This window comes from Pseudomonas sp. 3296 (assembly GCF_031456615.1).
Taxonomy (GTDB): Bacteria; Pseudomonadota; Gammaproteobacteria; order Pseudomonadales; family Pseudomonadaceae; genus Aquipseudomonas; species Aquipseudomonas mucoides.
Map to the genome: position 1 here is coordinate 1 of NZ_JAVDUY010000008.1, position 17,075 is coordinate 17,075.

The 17,075-nt window shown below is 57.9% G+C and carries 11 protein-coding genes and 1 pseudogene; 8 read left to right on the forward strand and 4 right to left on the reverse strand.

Going from position 1 to position 17,075, the window contains the following annotated elements; genetic code table 11:
* Positions 1 to 89: 89 nt before the first annotated feature.
* A pseudogene (locus tag J2X66_RS21855) lies at positions 90 to 999 on the forward strand (IS3 family transposase); the annotation flags it as partial.
* A 284-nt stretch (positions 1,000 to 1,283) separates the two neighbouring features.
* On the opposite strand, the gene J2X66_RS21860 reads toward J2X66_RS21855, so the two are convergent.
* The 3 genes from J2X66_RS21860 to J2X66_RS21870 all read right to left on the reverse strand — a co-directional run bounded on the left by J2X66_RS21860 (position 1,284) and on the right by J2X66_RS21870 (position 3,817).
* On the reverse strand, positions 1,284 to 2,534 hold the full coding sequence (locus J2X66_RS21860) for a ribonucleotide-diphosphate reductase subunit beta (protein WP_310268405.1): 1,251 nt from the start codon (positions 2,532 to 2,534) through the stop codon (positions 1,284 to 1,286).
* A 516-nt stretch (positions 2,535 to 3,050) separates the two neighbouring features.
* Positions 3,051 to 3,365, reverse strand: a complete 315-nt coding sequence (locus tag J2X66_RS21865; RefSeq protein WP_310268408.1) for a hypothetical protein — start codon at positions 3,363 to 3,365, stop codon at positions 3,051 to 3,053.
* Positions 3,366 to 3,553: 188 nt separating this feature from the next.
* Positions 3,554 to 3,817 carry a DUF2790 domain-containing protein gene (locus J2X66_RS21870; protein WP_310268411.1) on the reverse strand — a complete coding sequence of 88 codons (264 nt, stop codon included), beginning with the start codon at positions 3,815 to 3,817 and terminating at the stop codon, positions 3,554 to 3,556.
* 415 nt (positions 3,818 to 4,232) lie between these two features.
* Between J2X66_RS21870 and acs the strand changes: the two genes are divergently transcribed.
* From acs to argR, 7 genes are all read left to right on the forward strand, one after another.
* Positions 4,233 to 6,188, forward strand: coding sequence for an acetate--CoA ligase (gene acs / locus J2X66_RS21875; protein ID WP_027923920.1), 1,956 nt, complete (start codon positions 4,233 to 4,235; stop codon positions 6,186 to 6,188).
* 616 nt (positions 6,189 to 6,804) lie between these two features.
* Positions 6,805 to 7,578 (forward strand): ABC transporter substrate-binding protein, encoded by a 774-nt coding sequence (locus tag J2X66_RS21880; RefSeq protein WP_310268414.1) that lies wholly within the window; start codon positions 6,805 to 6,807, stop codon positions 7,576 to 7,578.
* Between the two features lie 91 nt (positions 7,579 to 7,669).
* A complete protein-coding gene (locus J2X66_RS21885) occupies positions 7,670 to 8,359 on the forward strand; it encodes an ABC transporter permease (protein WP_027923922.1) in 690 nt (229 codons plus the stop codon).
* Positions 8,356 to 9,054 (forward strand): ABC transporter permease, encoded by a 699-nt coding sequence (locus J2X66_RS21890; protein WP_046031524.1) that lies wholly within the window; start codon positions 8,356 to 8,358, stop codon positions 9,052 to 9,054. The genes J2X66_RS21885 and J2X66_RS21890 overlap by 4 nt, the downstream gene beginning before the upstream one ends.
* Position 9,055: 1 nt before the next feature.
* Entirely contained in the window at positions 9,056 to 10,168 is a 1,113-nt protein-coding gene (locus J2X66_RS21895) for a M14 family metallopeptidase (protein ID WP_310268422.1), read from the forward strand.
* 27 nt (positions 10,169 to 10,195) lie between these two features.
* The gene (locus J2X66_RS21900) at positions 10,196 to 10,960 is read left to right on the forward strand and encodes an ABC transporter ATP-binding protein (protein ID WP_007943885.1); all 765 of its coding nucleotides are present in this window, start codon (positions 10,196 to 10,198) and stop codon (positions 10,958 to 10,960) included.
* 113 nt (positions 10,961 to 11,073) lie between these two features.
* A complete protein-coding gene (gene argR, locus J2X66_RS21905; RefSeq protein WP_027923925.1) occupies positions 11,074 to 12,054 on the forward strand; it encodes a transcriptional regulator ArgR in 981 nt (326 codons plus the stop codon).
* Between the two features lies 1 nt (position 12,055).
* Here the strand turns inward: argR and J2X66_RS21910 are convergent, their stop codons facing one another.
* Positions 12,056 to 16,921 (reverse strand): dermonecrotic toxin domain-containing protein, encoded by a 4,866-nt coding sequence (locus J2X66_RS21910; protein WP_310268426.1) that lies wholly within the window; start codon positions 16,919 to 16,921, stop codon positions 12,056 to 12,058.
* Positions 16,922 to 17,075 lie beyond the last annotated feature (154 nt).

The window sequence follows — 17,075 nt, forward strand, 5'->3', positions numbered from 1 at the left end:
AAAAATATCGCGAGCGAGTCGTCAAAGGCCTACACCGACGCGCGGCTGAGTTTGGTTTTACACTGCAACCAGTGGAGGGTGTTTCTTAGGAAGGCCGCCGCGTACTTTGCCAAGGAGTGCGGCTGAAGTACGCCTTTATCAAGCAGCGCGCGGGCGACTATTCCATTCGACGGCTTTGCCTGACGCTGAAAGTCCATCCCAGTGGTTATTACGCCTGGTTGTCTGAGCCGCAATCTGCACGCGCTAAAAGATGATCAGCGATTGCTGGGTTTGATTAAGCATTCATGGCTGGAGAGTGGCGGAGTGTATGGCTATCGCAAAATCCATGATGATCTTCGCGAGGTCGGTGAAGATTGTGGTCGGCATCGTGTGGCGAGGCTGATGCGTCTTGAGGGGCTGCGCTCTCAGACAGGGTATCGACGACGCCCCGGAAAGTACGGAGGTAAGCCAGCAGTCGCCTCACCCAATTTACTGAAGCGCCAGTTCGATGTCGTAGAACCCAACAAAGTGTGGGTCACCGACATCACCTACATTCGCACGTACGAAGGCTGGCTGTATTTGGCTGTGGTGCTGGATCTGTTTTCTCGTCAGGTCGTTGGCTGGTCAATGAAGTCGCAGATGACCAGTGATCTGGCCATTGATGCGTTATTGATGGCGGTTTGGAGGCGTAAGCCGAAACAGGAGGTGATGGTTCACTCCGACCAAGGCAGCCAGTACAGCAGCACCGATTGGCGCAGTTTTTTGAAGGCGAATAATTTGGTTGCCAGCATGAGTCGCCGAGGCAACTGTCATGACAACGCCGTAGCCGAGAGCTTTTTCCAGCTTCTAAAGCGGGAGCGTATCAAGCGGAGAATCTACACCACGCGGCAAGATGCTCGTAGCGATGTGTTCGACTACATCGAGATGTTCTACAACGCAAAACGCCGTCATGGTTTCAACAATCAGCTGTCACCGGTAGAGTTTGAAAAACGTTACGCAATGAGCTTGCAAGGTGTCTAGAGAATCCGGGGCGATTCATTTGACGATCCACTGCTGGCCATCGCTCATTGATCGAACCTCGGTCATTAGAGGTGCCCTTGAAATAGGGTGGGCTGCATGTCGGAAGGCTACCATCCAGCATATGCGCTCCCATTCAACGGTTGCGTTAAAACCGCTTATGCAAAAAAGCCACCTTGGCACTTGGGCTTAGGTGGCTTTTCGCACTTTTTTGCACTGACTTGGTGCTGTCTGTCCAGCTTTTTTGAAGTAAGTCCAAGTATGGCTGAAAAATAAGGGCTCGGAAATCAATCCCAGCTAAGCGCCCCACCAGTCTGATACTCAATAACCCGAGTCTCAAAGAAGTTCTTCTCTTTCTTCAAGTCCATAATCTCGCTCATCCAAGGGAACGGGTTAGTCGTCCCTGGATACTCTTCCTTCAACCCAATCTGCGACAGACGACGGTTAGCGATGAACTTCAGGTAGTCCTCCATCATCGCCGCATTCATACCCAACACGCCGCGAGGCATGGTGTCACGCGCGTATTCGATCTCCAGCTGAGTGCCCTGCAGAATCATCTGCGAAGCTTCTTCCTTCATTTCAGCATCCCACAGGTGTGGGTTTTCGATTTTGATCTGGTTGATCACGTCGATGCCGAAGTTCAGGTGCATGGATTCGTCGCGCAGGATGTATTGGAACTGCTCGGCGACGCCGGTCATTTTGTTGCGGCGGCCCATGGAGAGGATTTGGGTGAAGCCGCAGTAGAAGAAGATGCCTTCCAGAACGCAGTAGTAGGCGATCAGGTTGCGCAGCAGCTCTTTGTCGGTTTCGACGGTGCCGGTTTCGAACTTCGGATCGGAGATCGAGCGGGTGTATTTGAGGCCCCAGGTGGCTTTTTTCGCGACCGATGGGATCTCGTGGTACATGTTGAAGATCTCGCCTTCATCCATGGCCAACGATTCGATGCAGTACTGGTAGGCGTGGGTGTGGATCGCCTCTTCGAAGGCCTGGCGCAGGATGTACTGGCGGCATTCCGGGTTGGTGATCAGGCGGTACACGGCCAGGACCAGGTTGTTGGCAACCAGGGAGTCGGCGGTGGAGAAGAAGCCGAGGTTGCGCATGACGATGCGGCGTTCGTCGTCGGTCAGGCCTTCCGCGTCTTTCCAGAGGGCGATGTCGGCGGTCATGTTGACTTCTTGCGGCATCCAGTGGTTTGCGCAACCGTCCAGGTACTTCTGCCAGGCCCAGTCGTACTTGAAGGGTACGAGTTGGTTGAGGTCGGCGCGGCAGTTGATCATGCGCTTCTCGTCGACGGCGACACGGGCGGAGGCGCCTTCGAGTTCGGCGAGGCCTTCGGCGATGTCGAGGTTGTCCAGGGCAGCTTTTGCACGGGCGATGGCGGCAGAGTCGTTCGCGGTAACGGCGCGAGCTTCTTGAGCGGCGACACCACCAGCGGTGTCGAGTCGGTCCATGTTGGCTTCAGTCGCGTGGCCGGCGTTGGCGCCTTTTACCACGGTCTCGCCGCTGTCTTCTTTGTCGAATTCGTCCCAGCTCAGCATGACGTGTCGTCTCCTGCGTGAGGGCCAGATGCCCGTGTGAAAACTGATTGGTTGGTTTTTCACACGACCGGTATGGCCGCGTTGGATAGCGTTTTTTGCAGCGGTACACGCAGGCAAATAAACATAATTTTGTACGGAGTTCCGAGAGCCGCTGACGGCGCTGCAGTCGGTGAAGACGTCGGCCTGGGCTTCGGACTGGCTGTCATCCCTGTAAGGGAATATTGCAGGCCCGTTAAGCCGGCATTATAGGGAAATTTTTGCGGCCGTGGTGGGGCGAATCCGCGCATGGAGCGGTCGAGAAGGCGGGTTTTTCGGTCGGAGCGAGGGTTTACAGGGCTTTGGCTGGAGATCGCGGGTGCAGATTTTTTTTCTTAAATTTTGACGTGCTACTTTTTTGTTCAAAAAATAGGCAAAAATCCGGGTTTTTTACTACATGTTGTGTTTTGAGTCGGTTTTCGGTGGGTCAAGACACAACTAAGCCCGACCGAAGTCGGGCTGTAAAGTCACGCTCGATGATCAGCTCAGGCGTGCCGCACCGACGTGATAGGCGCCATCGGCAGCGAGTTTGGCCGCACCGGTGTGATCGAAGCCGTCAGCAGCGACTTTGGCGGCGCCGGTGTGATCAAAGCCATCCGCAGCCAGTTTGCCTGCACCGACGTGATCAGCACCATCGGCGGCAAAGGAAGCCGAACCGGTGTGGTCGTATCCATCAGAAGCGACAGCCGCTTGTGCGGTGTGGGCAGCCGAGCCAGTGCGGTCGAAACCGTCGGCAGCGAAAGTGTTGGCAGCCAGGACAGAAAGGGTCAGGGCGAGGATCAGTCTGGTTTTCATGGTAGTGCTCCAGGTTCGTTGGCGTTTTGTGCCTTGGGTATGGAATGAATGCTACGCCAACTAATTTGATTGAAAGGCGCAAATAAATGCTTAAAGCAATCGTATAAATAGATGTATTGGGTTCGGCGCTGCATCTGCCTTGAAAGGGCGGGGCGGATGGGTCGAACCATAAAGAGACGGGCGATTGATCAGCCGTTAGAGCAGCCGTTACCCATCATGGTGTAGCTAAGAATATGGAGTTGTCCCTTGGAGTCTTCGTATTCCATTTTCATCGGGACAACTTCACACACGTTCGGTACTTCGCTCATGGAAACAACTTTGGCGATGTCCAGGTGGGTGGAGTAAGTGTATTCCTCAACTACCGGTTGTTGCTGTGCGACATCAGTCGGGACCTCGTCTGCCATGGCGGTTGCGCACAGGCTGCTGAGGGCCAGAACTAATAAAGCTTTCATTTCAAATTTACCTTTTAGAGGTCGAGTAGGGTCACGCAACCTTTGTGGGGTTGCGTGTGGAGCTGGGTACCGGAGTGTTTGATTAACTGCCTTCGTGGGGGCTGCAACTTGGTTAATCAGATTGCCTTGTTGGCGTGGCAGATTTTAGGCTTGGGGGTTTCAATCATATAGCCGTGGATTTGATAAACACCTTTGACAGATTTCGTAACAATCCACTGAAGCCGGGGTTTCTACTCCATTTGCAGTAGGGCGGGGCATCCCTGAAATGACACCGTAAGCCTTGCTGGCTGAGCCTCGCAGGCTTTTCAGGACATTTTGTAGGGGCTTGTTACTACCATCGTCGAATGGTTCTATAGGCCCGGCCCGGCTACAACTGGGGCCATACAAAAACAACTATTCCACCGAGGTAAGAAAGATGAGTGCGGCTTCCCTGTATCCCGTTCGTCCCGAGGTCCTGGCTAACACGCTGACTGACGAGGCGACCTACAAGGCCATGTACCAGCAGTCGGTCGTCAACCCGGACGGCTTCTGGCGCGAGCAAGCCAAGCGCCTCGACTGGATCAAGCCTTTCACCACGGTGAAGCAGACGTCTTTCGACGATCACCATGTCGACATCAAATGGTTCGCCGACGGCACCCTGAACGTTTCCTACAACTGCCTCGACCGTCATCTGGCCGAGCGCGGCGATCAAATCGCGATCATCTGGGAAGGGGATGACCCGTCCGAGAGCCGCAACATCACCTACCGCGAGTTGCACGAACAAGTCTGCAAGTTCGCCAACGCCTTGCGCGGCCAGGATGTGCACCGCGGCGACGTGGTGACTATCTATATGCCGATGATCCCCGAAGCCGTGGTCGCCATGCTGGCCTGCACCCGGATCGGCGCGATTCACTCGGTGGTGTTCGGTGGTTTCTCGCCGGAAGCCCTGGCCGGTCGCATCATCGACTGCAAATCCAAAGTGGTGATCACCGCTGACGAAGGTATTCGTGCCGGCAAGAAGATCCCGCTCAAAACCAACGTCGACGACGCGCTGACCAACCCGGAAACCAGCAGCATCCAGAAAGTCATCGTGTGCAAGCGCACCGGTGGCGACATCAAGTGGAACCAGCATCGCGACATCTGGTTTGAAGACCTGATGAAAGTGGCGGGCAGCGTCTGCGCGCCGAAAGAGATGGGCGCCGAAGAAGCGCTGTTCATCCTTTACACCTCCGGTTCGACCGGCAAGCCTAAGGGCGTGCAGCACACCACCGGCGGTTATCTGCTGTATGCGGCGATGACCCACGAGCGCGTGTTCGACTACCGTCCGGGCGAAATCTACTGGTGCACCGCTGACGTTGGCTGGGTCACCGGTCACAGCTACATCGTCTACGGCCCGCTGGCCAATGGCGCGACCACGCTGCTGTTCGAAGGCGTGCCGAACTATCCTGACATCACTCGGGTGGCGAAGATCGTCGACAAGCACAAGGTCAACATCCTCTACACCGCACCGACGGCGATCCGCGCGATGATGGCGTCGGGCACTGCGGCGGTTGAGGGCGCTGACGGCAGCAGTCTGCGCCTGCTCGGTTCGGTCGGCGAGCCGATCAACCCGGAAGCCTGGGATTGGTACTACAAGAATGTCGGCAAGTCCCGTTGCCCGATCGTCGACACCTGGTGGCAGACCGAAACCGGCGGCAACATGATGAGCCCACTGCCGGGCGCTCACGCGCTGAAGCCGGGTTCGGCGGCACGTCCGTTCTTCGGCGTGGTGCCGGCGCTGGTGGACAACCTCGGTAACATCATCGAGGGCGTTGCCGAGGGCAACCTGGTGATTCTCGATTCGTGGCCGGGTCAGGCCCGTACGCTGTACGGCGACCATGACCGTTTCGTCGATACCTACTTCAAGACCTTCCGCGGCATGTATTTCACCGGTGACGGTGCGCGTCGTGATGCGGATGGCTACTACTGGATCACGGGTCGCGTGGATGACGTGCTCAACGTGTCTGGCCACCGCATGGGCACCGCCGAGATCGAAAGCGCGATGGTTGCGCACCCGAAAGTCGCCGAAGCGGCAGTGGTCGGTGTGCCGCACGACATCAAGGGGCAGGGCATTTATGTCTACGTCACCCTGAAAAATGGCGAAGAGCCGAGCGAGCAGCTGCGTCTGGAACTGAAAAACTGGGTGCGCAAGGAGATTGGTCCGATCGCCTCGCCGGATGTGATCCAGTGGGCGCCGGGGTTGCCGAAGACGCGTTCGGGCAAGATCATGCGCCGGATTCTGCGCAAGATCGCCACGGCTGAATACGACGGGTTGGGGGATATCTCGACCCTGGCGGATCCGGGTGTGGTGCAGCATTTGATTGATACGCACAAGACCATGAACGTTGCTTAAGTAGCGGGTCTTGAGACATGAAACCCTGCCGGGTGGTGAGCCTGGTGGGGTTTTTTATTGCCGTGGGTTTTGTGGGGGGGAAGTTCGGGCCCCTTCGCGAGCAGGCGTGTCAGGCACTCCATAATCAACAGCCAATAATTATCGGACTCAGTTGTAGGCCAATTCCCACTGTTACCCATCCCCCTTCAAGTAACTGAATGTGTAACCGCCCGTGCCAATCCGGGGCATTGGGAAACGCAAAACCCCATTCCCGAGTCTCCTAAGGCCTCAAGAAAAATAAGACATAACGCCAAGCTTGCCGGATTAGAAGGGTTTGCCAATAATAGGCCCGCAATTTGCAATGTAGATCGGTTCACTGTCTTTTGCTCTTGCATGATTTTGCAGGGCTGTCAACGCGCTCAAACGGGTTTCTCGGTGCATCTGTAATTTGTTGTCGCATTGAAGAAATATCGGCTTCGGGCCTGTCGTTAGAATGCCGATCACTCGCTCGTCGGTGGCCGTGTTGAAAACAACACGTGATTCCTACGACGCAGCAACCGCTTTGTCGTTCTACTCACTCGCATATTGGGCTGTCGCTCACTCTGCCGTTTTTGCCCTTTACCGATGGAGTCCCAAGATGAAGAAACTCGTGCTGCTTGGCGCCCTGGCACTGTCCGTGCTGTCGCTGCCAACCTTCGCCGATGAAAAGCCTCTGAAAATCGGCATCGAAGCGGCTTACCCTCCGTTCGCTTCCAAAGCGCCGGACGGCAGCATCGTTGGTTTCGACTACGACATCGGCAACGCTCTGTGCGAGCAGATGAAGGTCAAGTGCGTATGGGTCGAGCAAGAATTCGACGGTCTGATCCCGGCACTGAAAGTGCGCAAGATCGACGCGATCCTGTCGTCCATGTCGATCACTGAAGACCGCAAGAAGTCTGTCGACTTCACCAACAAGTACTACAACACCCCGGCTCGCCTGGTCATGAAGGCTGGCACTCAAGTCAGCGAAGGCCTAACTGAACTCAAGGGCAAGAACATCGGCGTGCAACGTGGTTCGATCCACGAGCGTTTCGCCCGCGAAGTCCTGGCCCCGCTGGGTGCCGAGATCAAGCCTTACGGTTCGCAGAACGAAATTTACCTCGACGTGGCCGCCGGCCGCCTCGACGGCACCGTGGCAGACGCTACGCTGCTGGATGACGGTTTCCTGAAAACCGACGCTGGCAAAGGCTTCGCCTTCGTTGGCCCGGCGTTCACCGACGTCAAATACTTCGGCGACGGCGTGGGTATCGCTGTTCGCAAGGGCGATGCGCTGAAAGACCAGATCAACACTGCGATCGCTGCCATTCGTGAGAACGGCAAGTACAAGCAAATCCAGGACAAGTACTTCGCCTTCGATATCTACGGCAAGTAATACGCTGCGGCGACAAGTCCGAAATGGCGCAAGCAACAGGATCTCTGAGGTTTGCGCCATTTTTTCATCCCAACTTTCGAGGACCTGAATCATGTTGAAAGGCTACGGGGCTGTCATCCTCGATGGCGCATGGCTGACGCTTCAGCTCGCCTTGTCGTCCATGGTCCTGGCCATTGTCCTGGGGCTGATCGGCGTTGCGCTGCGTCTGTCACCGATTCGCTGGCTGGCCTGGCTGGGCGATCTGTATTCCACGGTGATCCGCGGTATTCCCGATCTGGTGCTGATCCTGCTGATTTTCTACGGCGGCCAAGACTTGCTCAACCGCGTCGCACCGCTGCTGGGCTTTAACGACTACATCGACCTGAACCCGTTGGCCGCCGGTATCGGTACCCTCGGTTTCATCTTCGGTGCGTACCTGTCGGAAACCTTCCGCGGTGCCTTCATGGCGATCCCGAAGGGGCAGGCAGAAGCCGGCATGGCGTACGGCATGAGCAGTTTTCAGGTGTTCTTCCGGGTATTGGTGCCGCAGATGATTCGCCTGGCGATTCCGGGCTTCACCAATAACTGGCTGGTCTTGACCAAGGCTACTGCGCTGATTTCGGTGGTAGGTCTGCAAGACATGATGTTCAAGGCCAAGCAGGCGGCAGATGCCACCCGCGAGCCTTTCACCTTCTTCCTCGCAGTGGCGGCAATGTACCTGGTCATCACCAGTGTCTCGTTGCTGGCATTGCGTCACCTTGAGAAGCGCTACTCGGTAGGCGTAAGGGCGGCTGATCTATGATCTTCGACTACAACGTCATTTGGGAGGCCTTGCCGCTGTACCTCGGCGGCTTGGTGACTACCCTCAAATTGCTCGCGCTGTCGCTGTTTTTCGGCCTGCTCTGCGCCTTGCCGCTGGGCTTGATGCGCGTGTCGAAAAACACTGCCGTCAACATGAGCGCCTGGCTCTACACCTACGTGATCCGCGGCACGCCGATGCTGGTGCAGCTGTTTTTGATCTACTACGGGTTGGCGCAATTCGAAGCGGTACGTGAAAGCTTCCTCTGGCCGTGGCTGTCCAGCGCAACGTTCTGTGCGTGCCTGGCCTTCGCGATCAACACCAGTGCCTACACCGCCGAAATCATTGCCGGCAGTCTGCGGGCCACCCCCAATGGCGAGATCGAAGCCGCCAAGGCGATGGGCATGTCGCGCTACAAGATGTACAAGCGCATCCTGTTGCCATCGGCCCTGCGCCGGGCGCTGCCGCAGTACAGCAACGAAGTGATCATGATGCTGCAGACCACCAGTCTGGCGTCCATCGTGACCCTGATCGACATCACCGGTGCCGCGCGCACGGTCAACGCCCAGTTCTACCTGCCGTTCGAAGCCTACATCACCGCCGGCGTGTTCTACCTGTGCCTGACCTTCATCCTGGTGAAGCTGTTCAAACTGGCCGAGCGCCGCTGGCTGGGCTATCTGGCCCCGCGGAAGCACTGATATGGAACGCATCGATCACGTATTGCCGTGGAGCCACCTGGGCAGCGAACGCCAGATTTCGGTGTTCCGCTTCGGCAGTGGCGAGCGCAAGGCCTACATCCAGGCCAGCCTGCACGCCGACGAATTGCCGGGGATGCGCACGGCCTGGGAGCTGAAAAAGCGCCTGACCGAGCTTGAAGCCCAAGGCTTGCTCAACGGTGTGATCGAGTTGGTGCCGGTGGCCAACCCACTGGGTCTCGGTCAACTGTTGCAGGGCAATCATCAAGGGCGATTCGAGGCGGGCAGCGGCAAGAATTTCAACCGCGATTTCGTTGAGCTGAGCGCGCCGGTTGCGTCTGAGCTGGCAGGGCACCTGGGTGATGATCCGCACGCCAATATCCAGATGATTCGCCAGGCCATGAGCGATGCACTTGCCGCATTGCCACCGGCCGCGAGTCAGTTGCAAGGCATGCAGCGCGTCTTGCTCAGTCACGCCTGCACCGCCGATGTGGTGCTGGATTTGCACTGCGACGCCGAAGCGGCACTGCACATGTACGCCTTGCCGCAACACTGGCCGCAGTGGCGTTCGTTGGCCGCGCACTTGAACGTGAAGGTGGGTTTGCTCGCTGAAGATTCCGGCGGCAGTTCCTTCGACGAAGCCTGCTCGCTGCCGTGGTTGCGTCTGTCACGTCTGTTCCCGGATGCACAGATTCCGCTGGCGTGTCTGGCGACTACCATTGAATTAGGTGGTCAGGCTGATACCGGACGTCTTGAGTCGGTGGCTCACGCCGAAGGCATTCTGGCGTTCCTCGCCGAGCAAGGCCTGATCAACGGCGAATGGCCAAAACCTGCGCAAGAAGCGTGCGAAGGTTTGCCATTCGAAGGCACCGAATTGCTGTTTGCACCGCACCCCGGTGTGGTGAGTTTCCTGCGTAAACCCGGTGAGTGGATCGAAGCCGGTGACGAGATTTTTGAAGTGATCGATCCGTTGTCGGATCGGGTCAGCACGGTGTGTGCTGGTACGTCCGGGGTGCTGTTTGCCATTGAACGGCTGCGTTACGCCCAACCCGGTTTCTGGCTGGCCAAGGTGGCGGGGCGCGAAGCGCTGCGTCACGGGCGCTTGCTCAACGACTGACTGACTGTTTTTGTGAGAACCGACCGCATGTACAAACTTGAAGTCCAAGACCTGCATAAACGCTATGGCAGTCACGAAGTGCTCAAGGGCGTGTCCCTGAAAGCGGCGGCTGGCGATGTGATCAGCATCATCGGCTCCAGTGGCTCCGGCAAAAGTACCTTTCTGCGCTGCATCAACCTGCTGGAGCAGCCGCACGCAGGCAAGATTCTGCTCAACAACGAAGAGCTGAAACTGGTCGCCAACAAGGACGGCGCGCTGAAGGCGGCCGACCCTAAACAGCTGCAACGCATGCGTTCGCGCCTGTCGATGGTGTTCCAGCATTTCAACCTGTGGTCGCACATGACCGCGCTGGAAAACATCATGGAAGCGCCGGTCCACGTGCTGGGCATGTCCAAGGCTGAAGCCCGCGAAAAAGCCGAGCACTACCTGAACAAGGTCGGCGTGGGTCACCGTAAGGACGCCTACCCTGGCCACATGTCCGGCGGCGAGCAACAGCGTGTGGCGATTGCCCGTGCGCTGGCGATGGAACCTGAGGTGATGCTGTTCGACGAACCGACCTCGGCACTCGACCCGGAACTGGTCGGTGACGTGCTGAAAGTCATGCAGGCCCTGGCCCAGGAAGGCCGGACCATGGTGGTGGTGACGCACGAAATGGGCTTTGCCCGTGAAGTGTCGAACCAGTTGGTGTTCCTGCACAAAGGTGTCGTCGAAGAAAGTGGCAACCCGCGTGAGGTGCTGGTCAATCCCCAGTCCGAGCGTCTGCAACAATTCCTCTCGGGCAGCCTGAAGTAATCGCTCCCGTTACGCACCAAATTAGGTCATGCTGCGCACCGCGCGCCAGATGGTCTAATTTGGTTGCAGCCGCTTTCGGCTTCTAACACTGTTCTCGTTTCGGATTGCCCGCCATGACTGCCCATCGAATTGGTTTCCTGATTTGGCCCAGCACTAAAGCACTGACGCTTGCGCTGGCTGAGGAGGCCTTGCGTGTTGCCCAGCGTGTGCACCCGGACGTGGTTTACGAACTGTCGTTTTTGCAGGCCGAACCGCCGACCGAAGGCGCCTGGCAATTGCCGGGTGAACCGTGGGCCGGCAAACTCGAAAATTTCCAGAAGCTGTTTTTGCTCGCCGATGAGCCGCCGACCACGCTTGCGCCGGCGCTCAGCAGTGCGTTGAAACAACTGGTGCGATCTGGTTGCGTGATTGGTGGTTTGTCGGCGGGTGTGTACCCGCTGGCACAGTTGGGTTTGCTTGATGGGTATCGCGCTGCCGTGCACTGGCGCTGGCAGGACGATTTCACCGAGCGTTTCCCTAAAGTCATCGCCACCAGTCATTTGTTCGATTGGGATCGCGATCGGCTGACCGCGTGCGGCGGCCTGTCGGTACTTGATTTGTTGTTGGCAGTATTGGCCCGTGATCATGGCGCCGAACTCGCTGGTGCAGTCTCTGAAGAACTGGTGGTCGAGCGCATCCGCGAAGGCGGCGAGCGCCAACGCATTCCGCTGCAGAACCGCCTCGGTTCCAGCCATCCGAAGCTCACACAAGCTGTGTTGCTGATGGAAGCCAACATCGAAGAACCGCTGACCACCGACGAAATCGCCCAGCACGTGTGCGTGTCCCGTCGGCAATTGGAGCGGATCTTCAAGCAATACCTCAACCGTGTGCCGAGCCAGTACTACCTGGAGTTGCGCCTGAACAAGGCCCGGCAGATGTTGATGCAAACCAGCAAGTCGATCATCCAGATCGGCCTGTCGTGTGGCTTCTCCTCGGGGCCACATTTCTCCAGCGCCTATCGCAACTTCTTTGGTGCCACGCCGCGGGAAGATCGCAACCAGCGGCGCAGCAGCAGTCCATTCGAGTTGTCGTCGGTGCCGTCCGAACGCGGGTGATTCACTCGTCGATCTCGGAACCCTCTGAGGTGGAAACCTGCATTTCACCTCGGTTGATGACCTCCTCTACACCAAAATCCGCACGGGTCAGTTCGAAGTAACGGACCAGTCGTTCCAGGCTTTCTTCCGAAAACGGATTGCCTCTCAACGTGATGTTTTCGGCAACCTCTACCGGTAATTCCAGCAAGTCGCTGGGCACCTCGGTAATTGCATTCATGCTCAGGTCCGCCCAGTCCAGGTCTGTCAGCTGAAGCAGGCCATTGGGGATGTCAGTGATGCCGGTGTCATTGAGCAACACGGTCGACAGGCCGGGCATTTGGCTTAGATCCGGGGTGCGCCCCAACGGGTTGAAACCCAGATCGAGATAATCAAGCTGTTCCATTTCTGCCAATGCGCTTGCCGTCTCTGCTGACAGGCTGACCCGGCAATCGGGAAGCGACAGTGAGTGCAGGCGCCCCATCTTGAACACCGCGTCGGGAATGTTGCCAAGGTCGCACTCGCGTATTCGAAGGCTTTTGAGGTTGAGAAAGGACTTGAGGAAATTCCCGAGTCGCGTTGCGCCCTCGGTGCTGCGGACCTCCAGCGCGGAAACATGACTGAAGTCTGCACTCAAGGTCGGCAGTTCTCCATTGATGACCGTGCGGACCGTGAGTTCGAACGCCGGCTCAATTGAATCGTTGAAATCATCCGGTTCAGTTTCACGCTGCCAGCACTTCTCAAGCGTCTGCTTGAGTTCATCACGGTTGGCTTGCTCGGCAGCGACCTGGTCGGCGCTGAACGGTTCGCCCGTCACGGGGTGCCGGTCCGGAACATCGGCTGTCCATGCGGACAAATCATTTTTCAGTTGGGTGAGCTCTTCTTCAAGGCGCGTAAGATACGTGCGGCCATCCTCCAGGGTCCCCGGCAATTCGTAGACGAACTCGCTGGCCTGTTCGACTTCCATACTGGGGTACAACGCCTTGACGCGATCAACATCAGCCTCAGGGGCATAAACGCCCATGTCGTAGGCCGTCTCGAAGTGGTGTTGTTTGATCAGTTCTCGTGCCCTGTTCGACAACGGGTTGTGGGTGAGGTGCAGGCCGCGCCTGTCGTGCAGAGAGCTCTCGAATAGCCCGGCAGGCAACTCACTGATGCGGTTGTTCATCAGCAGGAGGGTTTCGAGCTTCGGGTGTTGCAGAGCGCCGGCCGGAATCTCCGTCATGCGGGTGTCGCTCAGGTCCAGGTGCGCCAGCTCGCTCATCGTGTCGATGTGCGGCAGGGTTTCAAACGGATTTCTGTAAAGGTCCAGCATGGCCAGTTTGTTCCGTGACGCCAGCTTCGACCAGGTGGCGGCGTCGACCCGGATGCCGCAATCGCTCAAGACCAAGGCGTGAAGGTCGGGCATTCGGCTGATGGCGTCGGGGAGGGTGGTCAGGGAAAATCGGCGCAACTCCAGGCGGCGCAGTCCGCTGAAGCCCCTTAGAAACGCGGGAATGGCCTGCGCGCTGCGCGTGCCTTCCAAAGACAACCACGACACATGACTGAAGTCGGCACTCAGTGACGGCAAGTCACCGAGTATCGGCTGTTCGAACCTGAGCACATATTGAGTCACCCCCTCCGGGGTGTCGAAATCCCGGTGGGACTGTCGCCGCCAGCTGCGCTGGATTTCCTGGGCCAGCAACCGGCGATTGTTTCGCTCGGCTTGTTGCTCCAGCTCGCTGAGCGGGCGTCCGGTTTCAGGATGAGCCGTGGGCGAGTCACTGACCCAGGCGCGCAGGTCCTGATGCAGTCGGGCCAACTCCCTCCTCACACGTGACAGTTCTACGCGAGCGCCATCGGGATGAAGTTGCAATGCCTGGACAATGGACTGCATTTCTTCCTGAGGAAGGTTGGGGTAAACCTCGCGCACCCGGTCGTTGAGCGTCGGTGTCTCGCGGTCGACTTGACTGTAGCCGTCGACACCACCGGGCAGGCGCATGGTGGTTGGGTCATAGAGCGGTTTGCGATGGGGATTTTTTGCGAACAGCCTGCGTAAGGCCGGTTGGTCCAGTGCGTGTTCGGCGATGCGTTGCTTGAGTGTCCGGGCGTCTGCGATCAAAGGGTTCAGCTTGTTGCGCTGCGCCTGCGGCAACGCCTGGAACAGGGCCTGATAAAAATCCCCCGGCGTCGAGCCAGTGTCCTCGTGAATCTGGTAAGTGCCGTCTTCAGCGCGAATCAGCATTTTTTGAATGGGCGCATCGGGCTGGCCAATGCTGTCGCGCAAGGTCCCCTCGGCCGAGTAGTCCCTCACTTCGATGCGTATTTCGGCCGGCAAATCGGTCAGCGAGTTCAGGCTGTGCAAGGCCAGTCGATGGGTGTCGCTGGTGTCCAGCGCTTCGGAATAAAAGCCTTCGCAGGCTCGGGTCGCGCGAACGGCTTCCATGGCTTTGAGCGCTGCATCCTTGAGTCGCTGAGGGAGGCGGCCGTTGTGCAGTTGTTTCAGCTCGGTGCCGGATGCATTGCTCACCAATTCCTCGGCGATATCGGTGGGTAGCCCCTGCACGTCATCCAGCAGTCGCTGGACTCGCAGGTCATCGGTTTTTTCCAGTGCTCGATAGCGCAGATCGAACAGCGATTTGCGGTAGCTCCGGGCAAGTTCGGCGGTCTGTTGTCTGAAGGTTGACGTTTGGTCTTGGGCTGCCGGGATCGGCGTGTCGACAGGCCAGCCGTCGTAGCCGCTCAACAGTTGATGCTGCAGGGCTAAATCGGCCTTTTGGTAGTGCTCGGCTTGATCACTGCCAATCTGCTCGATAAAGGTGTCAATGTCCCGGTTGATCCTGTAGCGCTTGACCGTGTCGGTCAGCAGCGAGGGCGGGCGGTAGTGTTCGGCATGCATCTCGCGCAGGGCATTGTCGTGAAAACCGCTGACCTGCAGGATCTGCTCGCGCTCGGCGTTGCTGAACGACTCGACATCGTGGCCGATGCGACGCATGACCGTTTCCCGATCCCAATGCAGCGGCTGCTCCAGTTCGGTGTGCCAGGCGCCGTGGTGGTTGTGCAGTAAAGAAGGCTGATAAGCATCGGCGCGGGTCGGATGCTCAATCTGATATGCGCCGTAGGTGCCCTCGGGTTTCACGGCGTAGAGTTTTCCTTCCAGGGGTAGCAGCGTCTTACCCCCGTGGCGATAGAGGCCAAGTTGATCGGGTTTTGCGCCGACGGGCAGGCTCTGGGTGTGTTCGTAAGGGAGTAGATCCTGCTTCCAATAGCGGATTTTTCCTTTTGGTGTTGCGACGGGTTTGAGCGGGTCGACCAGCGCGACCGTTTCGCGCGAAAGCAAACGGCTGAAGGCGCCGGCAGCGATCGCGCCACCCACTGCGAATGTGCCCACTTCAACCACTGTTTCAGCGAACGTTATCAGATGCCTTAGCGCCTCCATTTTCAACCCTTCGGCCAGGTCTACGATGCCTTCGAACGTTTCGTCGAGTAACTGGTAGGCCATGTAACCCAGCATTACTTCGCCGAGAAACGGAACGAATGGCAAGGCAACGAACGACGCGATTTCAAGCAGCGTCGACGCCACTTTGCTGAAGGCATCCCACAGTGCCCAGCGCCCGTTTCGGTCCGCGCAGGCGGTGGCGACGGCCTGCGTGCTGGCATCGTTGATGATCTTGTTCAGTTGGCGCTGATAGAGATGATTCCACAGGTCCGCGCTGAACGGCGTCATTGAAAACCGCAGGTTGGGCCTGTCGATGGGCGTTTCCCGCCAGCTCGGCAATGGGTCACCACGCGTGTGCTGATGCCAGGTGACGCGCTGAAGACGTTGATTGAGATCGGCGAAAAAGTGCCCCCTTTCCTTGTGCTCGACGAAACGGCTGAAGAATGTCTGGTAAGCCGGGGCGCGCAGCTTGCGGGTCAGCTCGTTCATGAACGCCAGGGTGTTCGGGTATTCCTTGAGTGGATGTTCGGGATCGTCGGGAATGTAGGCAATGATCCGCGTTCCTTTGCGTGCGCGCTCCAGGCTCGCTGCGAAAATGACAATGCCGGTCAGGGAGGAGGACATGATGCTCAGGTCATGGCCGTACAGCGGTTGACCATTGAGTCGCGCACCTGAACGCCCCTCCACAAGGCGCAGGATCGAAAGGCAGGCATCCTCCGGAATGTCCTTGCGCAGTTGAGCCATTTGCAACGCCGCTTTGAGTGCCGCTTTGTGCGAGCCGATCACTTTCGATTTCAACACCGCGCCGGCCACCGGGTTAGTCAGCCCCAGGTTGTCTTTGAGGTACGTGTTGTACCGGGCGCCGATGTCCAGATCCCGGCACAACCGCGCAAAGGCGGCGACGGTTATTTTTTGTTTGACCGCTGGCAGCGTTTCGAACTGCCCTTTGGGTGACGGCGCGGTAATGAACGTCGATGCCGATTCGTAAGCATCAGCCGCCATTTCCGACTCCTGGAAGTTATGCAGGGCGGCATCAAGCAGCGACACCGTCCAGGTGCGTGCGGCGCCCGTCCTGACTCCGAACCAGGGCACGGTTTGCGGGATGTACAGACGCAGGAACGTGGTATTGACGTCCAGTTCCAGATTAAACCGGGTTTTCAGCGCCGCGGTCAGAAGAGGTTCGGCGAAGGCGCGTGCGCTTTGTAGTTTGGACAGGGTTGAGTCCAGGCGATTTCGCCGGGTCCAGTGCTCCTGGCCGAGCTTTTTCAGCGACTGGTGTTGCACGGATGTCGCGGTGCCGTGCCACCGCAGCGTGGCAGGCGAGGCGTTTTTGAGGGCGTCGCGTGTGGCGGGCGAGGCTTCCAGTACCCAGGTCGGCAGATTGTTGAACAGGTGATGGTAGTGATCGTCCGGCTGCGTGGCGGATTCATTGGCGGCTGCGTTAGAAGGGCGATCTTGTTCGTGTCGACTCATGCGCTATTCCCTTAGCGTTTGGATGAGTCGCCAGCAAAACAGACGATGACGGGGCTGGTGCGGTACATATTTACCGCACCGCTCGACAAGCCTGCCTATAACCTGTGCCGGCGGTTTAAACTGCGCCTTTGCGACGCTATATGTCGCATTGCCG